General features: G+C 64.8%; 12 protein-coding genes. 9 read left to right on the top strand and 3 right to left on the bottom strand.

Annotation, left to right across the window (positions count from 1 at the left end):
* Nucleotides 1-51: 51 nt before the first annotated feature.
* Complete coding sequence (ispD, locus tag F7R26_RS07555; RefSeq protein WP_170301926.1) at nt 52-852, bottom strand: 2-C-methyl-D-erythritol 4-phosphate cytidylyltransferase; 801 nt, start codon at nt 850-852, stop codon at nt 52-54.
* Nucleotides 853-1,116: 264 nt separating this feature from the next.
* Between ispD and mfd the strand changes: the two genes are divergently transcribed.
* The 4 genes from mfd to F7R26_RS07535 all read left to right on the top strand — a co-directional run bounded on the left by mfd (nt 1,117) and on the right by F7R26_RS07535 (nt 8,798).
* Nucleotides 1,117-4,578, top strand: coding sequence for a transcription-repair coupling factor (mfd, locus tag F7R26_RS07550; protein ID WP_150987636.1), 3,462 nt, complete (start codon nt 1,117-1,119; stop codon nt 4,576-4,578).
* A gap of 166 nt (nt 4,579-4,744) precedes the next feature.
* Complete coding sequence (gene argE / locus F7R26_RS07545; protein WP_150987638.1) at nt 4,745-5,950, top strand: acetylornithine deacetylase; 1,206 nt, start codon at nt 4,745-4,747, stop codon at nt 5,948-5,950.
* A gap of 105 nt (nt 5,951-6,055) precedes the next feature.
* Complete coding sequence (locus tag F7R26_RS07540) at nt 6,056-7,360, top strand: MFS transporter (RefSeq protein WP_241754448.1); 1,305 nt, start codon at nt 6,056-6,058, stop codon at nt 7,358-7,360.
* A gap of 61 nt (nt 7,361-7,421) precedes the next feature.
* A complete protein-coding gene (locus tag F7R26_RS07535; RefSeq protein ID WP_150987640.1) occupies nt 7,422-8,798 on the top strand; it encodes an amidohydrolase in 1,377 nt (458 codons plus the stop codon).
* A gap of 287 nt (nt 8,799-9,085) precedes the next feature.
* Here F7R26_RS07535 and F7R26_RS07530 read toward each other — a convergent pair whose 3' ends face one another.
* On the bottom strand, nt 9,086-9,907 hold the full coding sequence (locus tag F7R26_RS07530) for an IclR family transcriptional regulator (protein ID WP_150987641.1): 822 nt from the start codon (nt 9,905-9,907) through the stop codon (nt 9,086-9,088).
* Between the two features lie 188 nt (nt 9,908-10,095).
* Here F7R26_RS07530 and F7R26_RS07525 point away from each other — a divergent pair, with 188 nt between their 5' ends.
* The 3 genes from F7R26_RS07525 to F7R26_RS07515 all read left to right on the top strand — a co-directional run bounded on the left by F7R26_RS07525 (nt 10,096) and on the right by F7R26_RS07515 (nt 13,276).
* Nucleotides 10,096-10,941 (top strand): sugar phosphate isomerase/epimerase family protein, encoded by an 846-nt coding sequence (locus F7R26_RS07525; protein WP_150987643.1) that lies wholly within the window; start codon nt 10,096-10,098, stop codon nt 10,939-10,941.
* 58 nt (nt 10,942-10,999) lie between these two features.
* The gene (locus tag F7R26_RS07520) at nt 11,000-12,349 is read left to right on the top strand and encodes an MFS transporter (RefSeq protein WP_150987645.1); all 1,350 of its coding nucleotides are present in this window, start codon (nt 11,000-11,002) and stop codon (nt 12,347-12,349) included.
* Between the two features lie 93 nt (nt 12,350-12,442).
* Nucleotides 12,443-13,276: a shikimate dehydrogenase family protein gene (locus tag F7R26_RS07515; RefSeq protein WP_150987646.1), complete on the top strand. Its 834-nt coding sequence runs from the start codon at nt 12,443-12,445 to the stop codon at nt 13,274-13,276.
* A 619-nt stretch (nt 13,277-13,895) separates the two neighbouring features.
* Here F7R26_RS07515 and F7R26_RS07510 read toward each other — a convergent pair.
* Nucleotides 13,896-14,804, bottom strand: coding sequence for a LysR family transcriptional regulator (locus F7R26_RS07510; protein ID WP_150987647.1), 909 nt, complete (start codon nt 14,802-14,804; stop codon nt 13,896-13,898).
* A gap of 139 nt (nt 14,805-14,943) precedes the next feature.
* On the opposite strand from F7R26_RS07510, the gene F7R26_RS07505 reads away from it, so the two are divergent.
* Both F7R26_RS07505 and F7R26_RS07500 read left to right on the top strand, forming a co-directional pair.
* Nucleotides 14,944-16,134, top strand: coding sequence for a M20 aminoacylase family protein (locus F7R26_RS07505; RefSeq protein ID WP_150987649.1), 1,191 nt, complete (start codon nt 14,944-14,946; stop codon nt 16,132-16,134).
* 24 nt (nt 16,135-16,158) lie between these two features.
* Nucleotides 16,159-17,166 carry a Bug family tripartite tricarboxylate transporter substrate binding protein gene (locus F7R26_RS07500; protein ID WP_150987651.1) on the top strand — a complete coding sequence of 336 codons (1,008 nt, stop codon included), beginning with the start codon at nt 16,159-16,161 and terminating at the stop codon, nt 17,164-17,166.
* The last annotated feature ends 117 nt before the right edge of the window (nt 17,167-17,283 follow it).

Raw genomic sequence — 17,283 nt, 5'->3', positions numbered from 1 at the left:
GGGGATGAATAGGGATGGGCGGGGATCGCTGGTCATGCGCGAGGATGACGCTCAGGGCTTGCCAGCACCCTCGCCCAGCAGCAACTCGGCCAGCGCGAAATCCTCGGGGTAGGTCACTTTGAAATTGCGCAGCGAGCCATTGACCAGGCGCGGATGCAGGCCCAGCCGCTCGATCGCGCTGGCCTCATCGGTCACCACGGCGCCCGCAGCGAGCGCTTCCTGCAGCGCCTGGCGCAAAACACCCAGGCGAAACATCTGCGGAGTCTGCGCCTGCCACAAGCCCTCGCGCGAGACCGTGGCGCCGATGCGCACCGCCGCAGCCGGCTGCCCGCCGGGGGGCGCATCGGCGCGCTTGAGCGTATCGGGCACCGGCACCGCCAGGATGCCGCCGATGGCTGCGTCGGGGCCGTCTTCGTCCGCGCCGTCGCCCTCCACCGCGCGCACCAGCGCGTGGATCATGGCGGGCGTCAGGCCCGGGCGGGCCGCATCATGCACCAGCACCCAGTCGCGGTCCGTGGCGCCAAGTTGCGCCAGGTGATGCAGGCCAGCCAGCACCGAGGCATGGCGCGTATCGCCGCCCACGAAGGCAGTATCAAAGCGCAGGCCGGCAAATGCCGCCGCGCCGAAGCGGGACTCCAGCGGCATATCGTCGGGCGCCAGCACCAGCGCGGTGGCGCTGATGGCATCGCAGGCGGCAAAAGCGGCAAGCGCGTACCAAATCATCGGCCGGCCGGCCACGGTCTGGTATTGCTTGGGCAGGCTGCCGCCCGCGCGGCTGCCGGTACCGGCACAGGGAATCAGGGCAAATCGGCGATCAGACACGGATAGCGTGAGGGACAAGGTGAGCGCCATGCCAGGAGCATGGCGCAAGGCTTCGGGGCCCCTGCCATGGCAGGGGAGCGGGAAGCGCGGCATTGAAAACGCGGATTCGGAGCGCATTCTATAATACGGCCTTCGCTCGCGGACATGCGGGCGTCGATCAGCGCGAGCGCCCGCCGGGCGCCGCATGCTTCGCCCACTCCCCGCCCGCGATGCCGGCGGGGTGTCGCTGTTGCATCGCCGCGCTCTTTTAGCCCCGCAACGCCTGAAAGCCGTCAACAAGCCAGCCCGTACCCGATGCCTGAAGCCAATCGCCCCGCCCCCTTCGCCAACCTCCCCTTGGTCAAGGCCGGCCAGCGCTATACCGTGTCCGGCCTGCCCGGCTCCGCCGACGCCCTGGCGCTGGCCGCCTACGCCAGCCAGCACCGCGAGCGTGTGCCGATGCTGGCAGTGGTGTGCGCCAACGCGGTCGACGCGCAGCGGCTGGCCGAGGAAATCCCCTGGTTCGCGCCGGGCCTGCGGGTGCGCTTGCTGCCCGACTGGGAAACCTTGCCCTACGACAGCTTCTCGCCGCACCAGGATCTGGTCTCGGAGCGGCTCGCCACGCTGCACGACATCCAGGGCGGCCAGTGCGACATCATGCTGGTGCCGGCGCAGACTGCGCTCTACCGGCTGGCGCCGCCCGCCTTCCTCGCGGCCTACACCTTCTTCTTCAAGCAGGGCGAGAAGCTGGACGAAGCCGCGCTCAAGGCGCAGTTCACGCTGGCCGGCTATGAGCATGTCAGCGCCGTGATGCGGCCCGGCGAGTACAGCGTGCGTGGCGGCCTGATCGACCTGTTCCCGATGGGCTCGCCGCTGCCGTACCGGATCGACCTGTTCGGCGACGAGATCGAAACCATCCGCGCCTTCGATCCCGACACGCAGCGCAGCCTGTACCCGGTGAAGGAAGTGCGCTTGCTGCCGGGCCGCGAGTTCCCGCTCGACGACGCCGCGCGCACCGCGTTTCGCGGCCGCTGGCGCGAACTGTTCGAGGGCGACCCGAGCAAATCGACGATCTACAAGGACATCGGCAATGGCGTGCCGTCGGCCGGCATCGAGTACTACCTGCCATTGTTCTTTGAAAGCTCGGCCACCGTCTTCGATTACCTGCCCGCCAACAGCCAGCTCGCCTTTGCCGGCGATGTGCCTGACGCCATCCGCCGCTTCTGGGCCGACACCACGCAGCGCTACAACTTCATGCGCCATGACCGCGAGCGGCCGCTGCTGCCGCCCGCCGCGCTGTTCCTGTCGGAAGAGCAGTTCTTCACTAGCGCAAAGCCGCTGGCGCGGCTCGTGCTGCAAGGCACCGCCACCGGCGACACCGTGCCGCTGGCTGAGTCCCTGCCCGATGTCTCGGTCAACCGGCGCGCGGAAGATCCGCTAGTCAACCTGGAAGCGTTGCTGCTGAAAAAAGACCGGCGCGTGCTGATGTGCGCGGATTCCGCCGGCCGGCGCGAAACGCTGCTGCAACTGTTCGGCGAAAGCGGGCTGCGCCCGCAGCCGATCGATGATTACGCCGCCTTCCTGGCGGGAGATTCGCATTTCTCCATCGTGGTGGCGCCGCTGCAAAGCGGCTTTGCCGTGCCCGGCGCGCAAGGCATCGAGCCGCTGGCCTTTGTCACCGAGGCCGAGCTGTATGCCGGCACCGCGCGCCGTACGGGCCGGCGCAAGCAGGAACAGGCCAGCGCCGTGGACTCGATGGTGCGCGACCTGGCCGAGCTCAAGATCGGCGATCCGGTCGTGCACAGCGAGCACGGTATTGGCCGCTACCAGGGCCTGGTCTCGCTGGACCTGGGCCAGGGCGAGGAGGAATTCCTGCACCTGGACTACGAGAAAGGCAGCAAGCTGTATGTGCCGGTGCATCAGTTGCACGTGATCTCGCGCTACTCCGGCGCCGATCCGGACACCGCGCCGCTGCACTCGCTGGGCTCCGGCCAATGGGACCGCGCGAAACGCAAAGCTGCGCAGCAGATCCGCGATACGGCCGCCGAACTGCTCAACCTGTACGCGCGCCGCGCCTTGCGCCAGGGCCATGCTTTCGAGCTCACGCCCAGGGACTACGAGAAGTTTGCCGAGAGCTTCGGCTTCGAGGAAACGCCGGACCAGGCCGCGGCCATCGCCGCCGTGATCGCCGACATGACCTCGGGCAAGCCGATGGACCGGCTGGTGTGCGGCGATGTGGGCTTCGGCAAGACCGAAGTCGCATTGCGCGCTGCCTTCGTCGCGGTCATGGGCGGCAAACAGGTGGCCATCCTGGCGCCCACCACGCTGCTGGCCGAGCAGCATTTCCAGAATCTGTCCGACCGCTTCGCCGAATGGCCGGTGCGCATCGTGGAGCTGTCGCGCTTCAAGACCAAGAAGGAGATCGACGGCGCCATCAAGCAGATCAACGACGGCACCGCCGACATCGTGATCGGCACCCACAAGATGCTATCGGACGACGTCAAGTTCCAGCGCCTGGGGCTGGTCGTCATCGATGAGGAACACCGCTTTGGCGTGCGCCAGAAGGAAATGCTCAAGACCCTGCGCGCCGAGGTCGACGTGCTCACGCTGACCGCCACGCCGATTCCCCGCACGCTGGGCATGGCGCTCGAAGGCCTGCGCGACTTCTCCGTGATTGCCACCGCGCCGCAAAAGCGCCTGGCCATCAAGACCTTCGTGCGCCGCGAGGAAGACGGCGTGGTGCGCGAAGCCATCCTGCGCGAGCTCAAGCGCGGCGGACAGGTCTACTTCCTGCACAACGAGGTCGACACCATCGAGAACAAGCGCGCCAAGCTGGCCGAGCTGGTGCCCGAAGCGCGCATTGCGGTGGCGCACGGGCAGATGCACGAGCGCGAGCTGGAGCGCGTGATGCGTGACTTCGTGGCACGCCGCGACAACATCCTGCTGTGCACCACCATCATCGAGACCGGCATCGACGTGCCGACCGCCAACACCATCCTGATCCACCGCTCCGACAAATTCGGCCTGGCGCAGCTGCACCAGCTGCGCGGCCGCGTCGGGCGCTCGCACCACCAGGCCTATGCCTACATGCTGGTGCACGATGTCGAAGGCCTGAGCAAGCTGGCGCAGCGCCGGCTCGAAGCCATCCAGCAGATGGAAGAACTGGGCTCGGGCTTCTACCTGGCCATGCACGACCTGGAAATCCGCGGCGCGGGCGAAGTGCTGGGCGACAAGCAATCGGGCGAGATCCATGAGATCGGCTTCCAGCTCTACACCGACATGCTCAATGCCGCCGTCAAGTCGCTCAAGGCCGGCAAGGAACCGGACCTGATGGCGCCGCTGGCCGTGACCACCGAAATCAACCTGGGCACCCCGGCCCTGCTGCCCAGCGACTATTGCACCGACGTGCACGAGCGCCTCTCGCTGTACAAGCGCCTGGCCAATTGCGAGACGGCCGAGCGCGTGGACGATATCCAGGAAGAGCTGATCGACCGCTTCGGCCGCCTGCCGCCGCAGGCGCAAGCGCTGATAGAGACGCACCGCCTGCGCATTGCCGCGGTGCCGCTGGGCGTGCGCAAGATCGACGCCAGCGACGCAGCCATCAGCATGCAGTTCCTGCCCAACCCGCCGATCGACGCCATGAAGATCATCGAGCTGGTGCAGAAGAACCGCCATATCAAGCTGGCAGGGCAGGACAAGCTGCGCATCGAGGCCAAGATGCCGGATGTGGCAGTGCGCGCGCAGACCATCAAGCACACCCTGCGCCAACTGGCCTGAATGACCTGAATGACCTGAATGACCTGACTGGCCTGATCATTGCTCCACAGTACCCGTTCGCGGCGCGCCGCCGCCGCGGCGGGCCACGATGGTGCACCGTGCATGGACCGACGAGCCAGCACGGTGTAGCATCATTTGCTTAACACGTTACCCAAAGCCAACCGCCATGCAAGCCGATACCCTCAGCAAGCCTGCCGATGCCGCAAGCCGCGGCAGCGCGCTCGACTGGACCCAGCGCCTGGTCAGCTACGACACCACCAGCCGCCACTCCAACCTCGGCCTGATCGAAGCCGTGCGCGATCATTTCCTGGCCAAGGGCCTGCGCCCCCACCTGAGCTACAACCCGCAGGGCGACAAGGCCAACCTGTTCGTCACCGTGCCCGCCGCCGATGGCAGCACCGATGGCGGCATCGTGCTGTCGGGCCATACCGACGTGGTGCCGGTGGACGGCCAGAACTGGACCACCGACCCGTTCAAGCCGGTGATCCGCGATGGCCGCCTGTACGGGCGCGGCACCTGCGACATGAAGGGCTTCATCGGCACCAGCCTGGCGCTGCTGCCCACGCTGCTTGAGGCCCGGCTGCGTGAGCCGGTGCACTATGCGCTGTCCTTCGACGAAGAGATCGGCTGCATGGGCGCCCCCTACCTGCTGGCGGAACTGCGCGAACGCGGCGTGACCCCGGGTGGCTGCATCGTCGGCGAGCCCACCAGCATGCGCGTGATCGTCGCGCACAAGGGCATCAACGCCTACCGCTGCTGCGTCAAGGGCCAGGCCGCGCATTCGTCGCTCACGCCCAAGGGCGTCAACGCCATCGAGTACGCCGCCCGCCTGATCTGCCATATCCGCGACATCGCCGACGAGTTCAAGGCCAACGGCCCTTACGACCGCGACTTCGACGTGCCCTTCACCACGGCCCAGACCGGCACCATCCACGGCGGCATCGCGCTCAACACCATTCCGGCGCTGTGCGAGTTCGTGTTCGAATTCCGCAACCTGCCGGGCGTCGATCCGGAGGCCATCTTTGCCCGCATCCAGGGCTACGCCAACGACGTGCTGCTGCCGAAAATGCGCGCCGAGCATGCCGACGCGGGCCTGACCATCAGCAAGATCGCCGCCGCGCCCTCGCTGGACGTGGCCGAGCAGGCCGCCATCACGCAACTGGTGCGCGCGCTGACCGCCGACCGCGACGTCAACAAGGTCGCCTACGGCACCGAGGCCGGCCTGTTCCAGCGCGCCGGCATCCCGGCCGTGGTGTGTGGCCCCGGCGATATCGAGCAGGCCCACAAGCCCGACGAGTTCGTCGCGCTGGACCAGCTAGCCGCCTGCGAGGCCTTCCTGCACAAGGTGGTCGACAGCCTGCGCGTGAACTAAACCGTTTTTCTCGTTTTCCTCGTTTTTCTCGTTTTCCGTTGTAGCCGGCCCGCCAAAGCTGCGGGCCGGTGGTTGCGTCATGTCCAAAAATAACCCGGAGACACCATGACAGCAGTATCGGCAAGCGGCAGCAGCAACAGCGGCGCGGCAGCATCGGCAGCGCCCGCCTCGCGCCATCCCTGGCGCGCGGTGATCTCAGCCTCGATCGGCAACGCGCTGGAGTGGTTCGACCTGGTCGTCTACGGTTTTTTTGCCGTCACCATCTCCGCGCTGTTCTTTCCCAACCACGATGAGAACACCTCGCTGCTGCTGACGCTCGGCACCTTCGGCGTGTCGTTCTTCATGCGGCCGCTGGGCGCGGTCGTGATCGGCGTCTATGCCGACCGCAAAGGCCGGCGCGCCGCGCTGACGCTCTCCATCCTGCTGATGATGGTGGGCACGCTGATCATCGCGCTGCTGCCCACCTATGCCGCGATCGGCGTCATGGCGCCCATCGGCATCGTGGCAGCGCGCATGATCCAGGGCTTCTCGGCTGGCGGCGAATTCGGCAGCGCCACCGCCTTCCTGGCCGAGCACGCACCCAGCCGGCGCGGTTTCTACTCCAGCTTCCAGGTCGCCAGCCAAGGCCTGACCACCCTGCTTGCCGCGGGCTTTGGCGCGGTGCTCACCACCACGCTCACGCCCGACCAGATGCAATCCTGGGGCTGGCGCGTGCCCTTCCTCTTTGGCCTGCTGATCGGCCCGGTGGCGTACTACATCCGCCGCCACGTCGATGAAACCCCCGAGTTCCTCCAGGCCGAGACCACCGAGACGCCGCTGCGCGACACGCTCAGCCACCAGAAGGAGCGCCTGCTGCTGGCCATGGGCGTGGTCATCGTCGCCACAGTATCGACCTACCTGGTGCTGTACATGCCCACCTATGCGGTCAAGCAGCTCGGCCTGCCGCCCTCGGCGGCGTTTGCCGCCACGCTGGCCACGGGCGTGGTGCAGATGCTGTTCGCCCCGCTGGTCGGGCACTGGTCGGATCGCTATGGCCGCATCCCGCCCATGCGCCTCGCCGCGCTGCTGTTGCTGCTGTCGATCTGGCCGCTGTTCTGGCTGCTCAGCCACTATCCCGGCTTCGGCGTGATGCTGGCGGTGCAGGTGGTGCTGGGACTGATGATGACGCTGTACTTCGGCGCGCTGCCCGCGCTGGCGTCGGAGATCTTCCCGGTCAAGACACGCACCACGGGACTCTCGCTCTCGTACAACATCGCGGTGACGCTGTTCGGCGGGTTCGCGCCCTTCATCCTGACCTGGCTGATCGGTGCCACCGGCAGCAAGCTGGCGCCGAGCTTCTACCTGATGGCCTGCGCGGCGATCAGTCTGGTGGCGCTGGCCCAGACGCGCACGCGCCTGGGCATCCGCTAGCCGCGCTTGCTTTAGTTTCTGCATCCTGTTCCATCACGAAGAAATAAAAAAAGGAGTCTTCATGGCAGCACGCCAAGCCCGTTCCCCTGCCGCGCTACGCGCCGGCGTTTCCGCCCTCACGCTGGCCGCCGGCCTGCTGTGCCTGGCACCCGCCGCCGCGCAGGCGCAAGCCACCGGCAGCGAAAGCCTGCAGGCGCAGATCGAGACGCGCGCCAAGGCCGTCGAAGCCCAGCTGATCGCCTGGCGCCGCGACATCCACCAGCATCCAGAGCTTGGCAACTATGAAGTCCGTACCGCCAAGCTGGTGGCGGACCATCTGCGCAAGCTCGGCATGGAAGTAACGACGGGAGTCGCCAAGACTGGCGTGGTGGGCGTGCTCAAGGGCGGCAAGCCGGGCCCCGTGGTAGCGCTGCGCGCTGACATGGATGCGTTGCCGGTGAAGGAGCGCGTGGACGTGCCCTTCGCCTCCAAGGCCAAAGGACAATATCTGGGCAAGGAAGTGGACGTGATGCACGCCTGCGGGCACGACACCCACGTCGCGATCCTGATGGCCACGGCCGAGGTGCTGGCCGGCATGAAGGACCAGTTGCCCGGCACGGTCAAGTTCATCTTCCAGCCGGCCGAGGAAAGCCCGGCGGATTTCGAGCCCAATGGCAGCAATATGTGGGGCGCCAAGCAGATGGTGGCTGAGGGCGTGCTGGACAATCCCAAGGTGGATGCCATCTTCGGCCTGCATGTGAGCAGCGGCATCGAGTCGGGCAAGCTGGCCTGGCGCAGCGGCCCGTCGATGGCCGCCGCCGACCAGTTCTGGATCGACGTCAAGGGCCGCCAGACCCATGGCGCGCGCCCCTGGGGCGGCATCGACCCGATCGTGGTGGCCTCGCAGATCGTCATGGGCCTGCAGACCATCCAGAGCCGCCAGGTCAATGCCATGCTGGAGCCTTCGGTGATCACGGTCGGCACCATCCACGGCGGCAACCGCATGAACATCGTGCCGGAGAAAGTCGAAATGATGGGCACGGTGCGCACCTATGACGAAGGCATGAAAAAGGACATCCATGCCCGCATGAAGCGCACCACCGAAGCCATCGCCAGCAGCGCCGGCGCCGAGGCCACCTTCAAGGTCGTGGAGCTTTACAACGCCACCGTCAACCAGCCCGCGCTGACCGACAAGATGGCGCCCACGCTCAAGCGTGTGGCCGGCGATGGCAACTGGATGATCGCGCCCAAGGCCACGGCGTCGGAGGATTTCTCCTTCTATCAGGAGAAGGTGCCGGGGTTGTTCTTCAACCTGGGCGTCACGCCCAAGGGCGTGGACGTGGCCAAGGCGGCATCCAACCACTCGCCGGAGTTCTATGTGGATGAGGCCGCGCTGGTGAATGGAGTCAGGGCGCTAGCTGGCCTGACGGTCGACTATATGACGATGGCGCAGCGATAAGAAGAATGCCGGGCAGACGATGATCGGAGGTGATCTCGTCTGTCTGGACCGCAGTTATGGGACATGACGGCCTCGGCCAGTCATGGCCATCCAGCGATGCATGGCTGGATGGCTGAACTGGCGGCCTCTCCGGCCATCCACGCTTGCATGGGCGAACTGCCGAAGCGGCCCGACAACGGTCATCCTGTGCCAACAATCGGCAAGCAGTTGCGGAAATCGTCCTGAAGCCGGCGGCCGGGATCCCCATCTTCTCCGGCATCTTCTCCGGCATATGCCGAACTGCAGCTCTAGTGGGAACCTGGTTGGGTATGGCCTCCCTGCTTAGCGTCGTGCCGAGCAAACATGGGTGAACTGACGCTTGCCAGTGCCAATGCACTGGCGCACTCCTGAACAAGGGGAGCCAGTGCCTCCATGCGCTCCTTGGTCATTCGCACCGATGGGCCGGCAATGCTAACGGTGCCGATAGCCTCGCCACCGTTCTGTCTCCGGACTACCGCCGCCAAAGCGCTGGTGCCAGCTTCGTAGGCGTCGAAGACGACCGCATAACCTCGTTGGCGCGTCTGCTCCACCTGCTCCATGAGCGCGCGCAAGGTCTGCGGTGCGCTCGGACCCATCTCTCGAGCGCGCTCCATACCCTGTAGGGCAACCAACTCCAGTGCGCGCTCCTCACTCACGGCCGCAAGCCACGCCAATCCGTTCGCGGTAGCAGGCAGATACACGTCCAGACCAGCATCCGGGTCGTAACGAAGACCGGAATGCGAGCCTTGGGCCTTCGCGACCCAAATCAGCTGACTGTCTTCGATAACGGCGAGCCGCGCCAACTCCCCGCTGGCTTCGGCGAGATCGTCCAGCAGGGGCTGCGCGACATCGGCAATGCCGGTGGCAGCCAGATAGCCGAGGCCCAGCGACGCGAGCTTGACCGTCAGCATGTATTGAGACTTGCTCTGGTCGTGTTTCACGTAACCCATCTCCTTGAGCTCACCCAGCAGACGGTGCGTCGCCGTCCGCGGGATGCCCAGGCGGTCGGCAATCTCAAACATCGGCAGCCCGTGCACATGGCGGGCGAGTAGTTCGAGGATGGATAGAGCGCGGTCGCGGACTGAGGCCATAAGCGTTTCCTTGGGGGATGGACGAATTGGTGAAATGCTAACCCAACTGGGATCCAACTCCATCCCGCACCATCGCGCACCATCCGAAGAGTAAGGGTAAACACCTTTTTTGGAACAAACATCCATTTGGTATCCTATTCCAAATAAGACCGCTGCGGTACTGCCGTCGAATCTTCCAGGGATACGCCATGAAACTTGCCATCGACTCCTATTGCTTTCACCGATACTTCGGCGAGGTTTACCCTGGCATCGAAGAGGATCCCGGTTCACGCATGACCATGCGGGGCTTTCTTGCGCGGGCAAGCAGCCTCGGCGTGGACGGCGTATCGCTTGAATCCTGCTTCCTGCCAAGCCCGACTCCCGAGGCCGTGAGCCAGTTGCGCGAGGACCTGGACGAGCGCGGACTGGAGCGGGTGTGGGCTTGGGGCCACCCGAGTGGGCTCCAATCGGGCGATGCGCCGGAAGAAGTTGAGGATCTCAAGCGTCACACCGAGATCGCTGCGGCGATCGGTGCCAAGGTGATGCGTATCTGCTGTGGCGGCCGTCGCACGCGACCGGCCGAATGGGGCACGCACAAGGGCAAATTGGTCCCATTGCTGCGCAACGCGATAGCGCATGCCGAGCAGCACGGTGTCGTGCTCGCCATCGAGAACCACATCGACTTTCTGGCCGACGAACTGGTCGAGTTGATCCAAACCATCGACTCCCCCTGGCTGGGCGTTTGCCTGGACACCGCCAACAACCTGCGCATGTTGGAAGACCCGATGGTCGCGATTGAGAAACTGGCCCCCTATGCACGCGCCACGCATGTGAAAGATGTCGCTGCCAGAAGTGGCAATCCCCGAGAGTTCGCCTTTTGGCCGAGCGTTCCCGTCGGCAAGGGCCTCATCGACATTCCGAGAACTTTCGACGTGCTGCGCAAGCACGGATACACCGGCCTGCTCGCGCTGGAAATCGACTATCTGCATCCCGCCTTTGGCGGCGACGAACAGGCCATCGCCGACAGCCTCGACTACATGCGCGGCTTGCTCTAGACGTCGCCCCGCCGGGCGCATTGGAAACGTTGCCCTCTACAAAATAACGGAGATATTCATGAAAGCGCCCAGTCAGATCAACGTCCAGGAGTTTTTGGACTCCAGGCCATTCGGCTCTTTTCACTGGAAGATCCTTCTGCTGTGCTTAACCATCCTGATCCTCGACGGATTCGACATCGTGGCAATGGGCTTTATTGCGCCCGCCCTCGTCGCGGACTGGAAGATTCCGCGCGAGGCGCTTGGACCGGTACTGAGCATGGGGCTGTTCGGGCTGGCGATTGGCGCGCTGACGGGGGGCCCGCTAGCGGACCGCTTCGGCCGGCGCAAGGTCATTATTGGCGCGGTCTTCTTCTTCGGCCTCATGAGCCTGGCATCTGCGTGGTCCCCAAACATCGCGGTGCTGTCGGTCCTGCGATTCCTGACCGGTCTGGGCCTCGGCGCATCGCAACCAAATGCTGCGACGCTGGTCTCCGAATACGCCCCGAAGAAGTACCGTTCACTGATGGTGACAGTCGTCTACTGCGGCTTCACGCTTGGCGCCGCAGGTGGTGGCTTCCTTGCCAACTATCTGATCACGACACATGGCTGGGCGTCGATCCTCGTCGTAGGTGGTGTGGTGCCGATCGCCTTCGCGCTGTTGCTCTGCTTCCTTCTGCCCGAGTCCGTGAAGTTTTTGGCTGTCAAGCATGGCGGTCATGGCGAACTGCTGCACATTGTCAACGCGATTGCTCCTGAGACGGCCGACCCGGCGACCGAGTTCGTGACGCCTGAACGTGAACATGCGGGCAAGAGTGCAATCAAGCTCATCGTCTCCAAACCGCATGCGGCAGTGACCCTCGCCCTGTGGGCCGGGCTATTCATGAATCTCTTGACCGTCTACTTCCTCAACAGTTGGCTGCCGATCATGGTCAAGGACGACGGCTTCACGCTGGCCGACGCGGCCCTTGTCGGCGCCATGCTCCAAGTCGGCGGCACGCTCGGCAACATTGTCATAGGCTGGGAAATGGATCGATTCAACCCGCACAAGGTCATGATCGGGACGCTGCTCGGCGCAGCATTGTTCACGGTGGCGATTGGCTCTCAGCATCATAGTGTCGATATGCTGATGGGGCTGGTCTTCCTGCTTGGCTTTTGCATCAACTCGGCCAACACGGGCTGGACTGCAATGGCTGCGGGCTACTACCCGACGGAAATGCGTGCGACGGGGACCAGTTGGATGACGGGCATCGGCCGGTTCGGTGCGATCTCCGGCGCGTCCCTCGGCGCAGTACTACTGGCCCTGAGATGGGACTTCGGCCAACTCTTCATGGCCCTGACCTTTCCGATTGGTATCGCGATTGCGGCGGCCTACATCAAGGGGCGGCACAACGCCACGAACAGGATCGCACGCAAAGCGCCTGCAATGTGAGCCGGCACTTGCCTCGCCCGCCAGGGTCTTCGACCGAGGCTTCTCACATGTCAGCCAAATCTTCTACACGGCCCGATCGCCGGAGACTGAGTCATGACGCAATCTCTTTTGATTCCCAGCCCACAAGGCTCAACACGCCTATTCGCGGTGTTGGGCGATCCCGTTGGGCAGGTCCAGGCCCCCGTGCTACTGAACCGCCTCTTCCTGGAACTTGACGCGGACGCGGTCACGATTCCCGTGCACGTCAGAACGGGACAGTTGAAGACCGTGGTCGAAGGGCTCAAGCGCATGGAGAACCTCGACGGGATTGTGGTCACTATCCCGCACAAGTTCGCCATCTGCTCGCACGCCGATCGGGTCAGTACGACGGTCGGGTTGGCAGGCTCCGCCAACGTCCTGCGGCGCGATCCCGACGGCAGTTGGTTCGCTGAGAACTTGGATGGCTTGGGATTCGTGCAGGGCCTGCGCGCGCAGGCGCACGAACCAGCCGGCAAACTCGTCGCACTTTTCGGCGCTGGAGGGGCGGGGGCAGCAATTGCCACAGCGCTCGTTCAAGCGGGCGTCAGACGCGTGATGCTGACCGACACATTGGCGAGCAGGGCCGACGATCTGGCCGACCGCTTGAATGCATACAAGCCAGAGGTAGCGATTTCTTTGGCGAACCCGACTTTGAATGACGTGGACATGGCGATCAATGCGAGTCCGGTCGGACTGAATGCGCACGATCCCATTCCGTTCCCTATCGATGATCTGCCGCAGCATGCGATCGTTACCGACATCATCATGAAACCGGCCGAAACCCGACTGCTCAAGTGTGCGGTCAAACGCGGGCTCAAGACGCACCCCGGCATTCACATGCTAACGCCGCAAATCCAACTGTATGCCGAGTTCTTCGGTGTCACGAGACCCGTTCACGGCAATTGTTGATTCGAATGGCGGCCCGTCGCGGTACTTCGCGGCCTTCCTGAAGCGGGTGCGGCGCATCGGTACCGATGCCAGCGGAAACGCGTTGCCCTCCACGCGGATGAGACACAGATAAGCATTCCCAGGTCTGAAGACACCGTCATCAGGGTTGCCATACAGCCTGAAGTGAAGGTCTGTTAGCTGTCCGGAGTCTCCCTTGACTATCTCTATCACCTCGTACTTAAGGTGCACGACGCCGATCGGATACGCCAACGCTTCACGATACCCAGGCCACGCGTCCCCGAAAGACAACAACGCAACCCGGCCCTGCTCCGCGCACGCATGACGACACGCGCAAACGCGCGATGCGCAGCCTGGGCGCCGCCGCTGCGCGCCAGGTACGCACTGATCGACCGGACGTATCACATCGGTGCTCAGGTAGCCGGAAAACCTGGAACATGCCGCCGCCCGGTCCGCGCCACACATGGCCTTCCCGCGCGGTAAGCCATGCACCGTGACCACAATCACCCTGGCTCGCGGTGGCGGATCGAACGCGGCGCGCAATGGCGGGGCGTTGTCTGCCTTCTCTGCAATTCGCAGGCGGACTGTGGCTTGCCGCCGCCGCGCTTGCCAGCTTGGTTAGTCAGAGTTTCGGAAACGCCTTGACCACGTGCCGCAACAGGCTGGTGGCGACTGGCGAGAGCGGCCGTCCGGCTCGCGAGACGACGTGGATCCGGCTGTTGTTCAGGATTGGATTGGCAAGCGGCAGCGATACCAGGTCGGCGAACTGCGCGCCCTTCAGCGGAATCGAGCGCGGCGTCATGATGTAGCCCAGCCCCATCGCTGCAAATTCCCACAGCACCTTGAACGAGTTGGTGACGAGCATCGGCTTCAGGGTGATGTGCTCGTCCAGTTCCGCTGCCTGCACATGCTTGCGCACGCCGAACGACTCGACCAGCGCCGCGCCCTGGTGCGGCGCCAGTTCCGCCAAGGTCAGCGCGCGGCGGTGGTGCGCCAGGGGGTGGTCCTTGCTCACGTGAACGCGGATCGGGGCCAGCCGCGAATAGTGCGAGCGCAGGCGCGCGTCGTTGGGTGGCTGGAACACCAGGCCAATGTGCGCCATGTCTTCCACGATGCAGCGGACCGTTTCCTCGGTCCCGGCCACCCGGACGTTGTAGGTCACGTCGGGATGCCCGACCAGGAAGTCGCGCAGCACCGGCTCGAGCACCATGTCGATGAAGCCCTCGCCTAATATCAGCTCGATGTGCCCGCGCTGGGCGTTCTTCAGGCTGTTGACCTCGGCGAGGAATGTGTCGTGCAGGTCCTGCTGGCGACGGGCGAACAGGGCGAGCATGTGCCCGGCGTCGGTGACGACGACGCCCCGCCCGCGCCGCTCCAGCAGTGTCAGGCCCGTGTCCTGCTCCAGTTTGGCCACGGCGCGACTCACCATCGACGGGTCCACCGAGAGCACATCCGCCGCGCCACGCACCGACCCCGTCTCGATGATCTGGAGCAGGCACAGCGCCCGCTTCCGATCCAGCACGTCTTCCATCCGTTCTTCCATTGCGCCGACATCTCAAAGTGGTGGTTCGAATGTTGTCATTTATACAACAATTCATCCCTTCAGCTGTCATGGATGCGATGGACACATCTGCCGATAATGGCGTGAATCACCTTGATCGACGACAACCATGACCGAATCCGCCCGCGCCCACCTGAGACGATCCATCGAGGCCATCGAGGCCATCGCGCCAGAGTTCGTCGCGATCCGCCGCCAGATCCACGCGCATCCCGAGCTGGCGTTCGAAGAGCGACGCACCAGTGACCTCGTCGCGGAACTGTTGACAGCCTGGGGCTACGAGGTCCATCGCGGCCTGGGTACGACCGGCGTGGTAGGCAGGCTAAGCAAGGGCCAGGGAACGCGGACGTTGGGCATCCGCGCCGATATGGATGCGCTGCCTATCCAGGAGAAGACGGGGCTGGACTATGCCAGCACCCAGCCCGGAAAAATGCACGCCTGCGGGCACGACGGCCACACGGCCATCCTGCTGTGCGCCGCGCGGTATCTGGCCGAGTCCGTCGACTTCAACGGGACGCTGAACCTGATCTTCCAGCCTGCCGAGGAAAACGAAGGCGGCGCGCTGCGCATGCTGGAGGACGGTCTGTTCGAGCGCTTCCCCTGCGATGAGATCTACGCCCTGCACAATGCCCCCGGCCTGCCGGTCGGTCAGATCGGCCTCATCGCCGGTCCGGCCATGGCCTCGTTCGACCGTGCCACGGTGACGTTGACCGGCCGCTCGGCCCATGGTGCCATGCCACACCATGGCATCGACGTGATGCAGGGCGTGGCCAGCATGGTGCTCGGGCTGCAGTCCATCGTCAGCCGCGAGATCGACGCGCTGAAGTCGGCGGTCATCACCGTGGGTTCCATCCAGGCGGGCGCAACCTACAACGTGGTGCCTGAGAGCGCGACGATCAAGATCGGGGTGAGAGCGCTCGACCCCAAGGTGCGCACCCACCTCGAAACGCGCCTGCGGGACTTCGTGGCGGCTCAGGCCCAAAGCTTCCAGCTTCAGGCCGAGGTCGTCTATGAACGCAAGTATCCGGTGCTGGTCAATCACGACCGCCAGACGGAGCGCGCGCGGGAAGTGGCGGTCCGGCTGCTGGGCGAGGACAACGTCGTGTCCCGCGGACCCGTGATGGGCAGCGAGGATTTTGCCTACATGCTGGAGCAGCGCCCCGGCGCCTACATCCGGCTCGGCAACGGCCTCGGCCAGGATGGCGGCTGCATGGTCCACAACCCCTTGTACGACTTCAACGACAGGGCCCTGCCGGTCGGCGCAGCGTTCTGGACCAGCCTGACGCAAAGCTACCTCGCCTGACAAATTCAATAACGGGAGACAACCATGACCACACAGACGCGCCGCTGCTTCCTCCAATACGCTGGCCTGACCGCAGGCTCGACGGTACTCGCCGGCCTGCCCGCCTTAGCGGAGCAAACCTACCCCAGCCGGCCGCTGTCGCTGGTGGTTCCCTACCCCGCTGGTGGTGCCAGCGATACGTCCGCGCGCATCTTCGGGGAATCCATCAGCAAGAGCGTGAGGCAGCAGGTGGTTGTCGAGAACTACGGAGGCGGCACCGGGCTGATCGGTGCCAATAAGGTGCTGGCCGCGCCGGCTGACGGGTACACCTTCTTCCACGGCTCGATCAACGAAGTGTTCCTTTCCCCGCTGCTGAATCCGGCGGCCCGCTACAAGCCTCAGGACTTCATGCTTGCCGCCCCGATTAGCGACGCCAGCATCGTGCTCCTCATCCGCAGCGGCATCCCGGCCGACTCGCTGGACAAATTCCTGGACGTGGCAAGACAGAACAAAAGCAAGCCGCTGACCTACGCGACCGTCGGCATCGACTCGATCTATCACCTGATGGGCGACGCACTTGGCGCCCGCATCGGCGCGCCCTTCCTGCACGTGCCCTACAAGGGCGCGGCCCCAGCACTGCAGGGCCTTGCCGGCGGTGAGGTGGACTTTGCCATCCTGCCCTACCAATCGAGCTTTGACAGCATGCAGGAACAGGGCCGGCTCAAGGTGCTGACAAGCTTCTCCAGGTCGCTGCCCGCGCCGCTCAAGCATATTCCGCTGATCTCGCAAAGCCGGCAGGTCCCCGACTTCGAATACGCGATCAGCGGGGGCTACTTCGTCAAGCAGGGCACACCGGCCGACCGGGTCGCCGTACTGCGCAAAGCGATCGGCGACGCGCTGGCCAAGCCTGAGATCCGGTCCAAGCTGGAAGCCGAGGGCCGCACCGTCGCGCAGCCCATCGACAATCAGGCGCAGGCGAACCAGCTCTTCGACCAGTACATGGGTCGTGTTTCGCAGCTCATCCGCAACGTGGGGCGCAAGACTGCCGCCTGAATTCCGGCTGAGTGGCACCGGCGCTCTTGCCGCACATGGGGCAATCCCTCGAAGGCGGCAACAACCGACTGATCGACGAAATCCCAAACGCGAAACGCATCGTGCCGAAGCGGATGC

The sequence above is a fragment of the Cupriavidus basilensis genome (assembly GCF_008801925.2).
GTDB classification, from domain to species: domain Bacteria; phylum Pseudomonadota; class Gammaproteobacteria; order Burkholderiales; family Burkholderiaceae; genus Cupriavidus; species Cupriavidus basilensis.
This window is presented reverse-complemented; position numbering and strand designations above follow the sequence as displayed.

Coding starts and splice junctions, on each gene's coding strand:
- F7R26_RS07525 (WP_150987643.1), top strand. CDS start 10,096: ATGAAACTTGCCATCGACTCCTATTGCTTTCACCGATACTTCGGCGAG.
- F7R26_RS07510 (WP_150987647.1), bottom strand. CDS start 14,804: ATGGAAGACGTGCTGGATCGGAAGCGGGCGCTGTGCCTGCTCCAGATC.
- ispD (WP_170301926.1), bottom strand. CDS start 852: ATGGCGCTCACCTTGTCCCTCACGCTATCCGTGTCTGATCGCCGATTT.
- mfd (WP_150987636.1), top strand. CDS start 1,117: ATGCCTGAAGCCAATCGCCCCGCCCCCTTCGCCAACCTCCCCTTGGTC.
- F7R26_RS07535 (WP_150987640.1), top strand. CDS start 7,422: ATGGCAGCACGCCAAGCCCGTTCCCCTGCCGCGCTACGCGCCGGCGTT.
- F7R26_RS07500 (WP_150987651.1), top strand. CDS start 16,159: ATGACCACACAGACGCGCCGCTGCTTCCTCCAATACGCTGGCCTGACC.
- F7R26_RS07515 (WP_150987646.1), top strand. CDS start 12,443: ATGACGCAATCTCTTTTGATTCCCAGCCCACAAGGCTCAACACGCCTA.
- F7R26_RS07505 (WP_150987649.1), top strand. CDS start 14,944: ATGACCGAATCCGCCCGCGCCCACCTGAGACGATCCATCGAGGCCATC.
- F7R26_RS07540 (WP_241754448.1), top strand. CDS start 6,056: ATGACAGCAGTATCGGCAAGCGGCAGCAGCAACAGCGGCGCGGCAGCA.
- argE (WP_150987638.1), top strand. CDS start 4,745: ATGCAAGCCGATACCCTCAGCAAGCCTGCCGATGCCGCAAGCCGCGGC.
- F7R26_RS07530 (WP_150987641.1), bottom strand. CDS start 9,907: ATGGCCTCAGTCCGCGACCGCGCTCTATCCATCCTCGAACTACTCGCC.
- F7R26_RS07520 (WP_150987645.1), top strand. CDS start 11,000: ATGAAAGCGCCCAGTCAGATCAACGTCCAGGAGTTTTTGGACTCCAGG.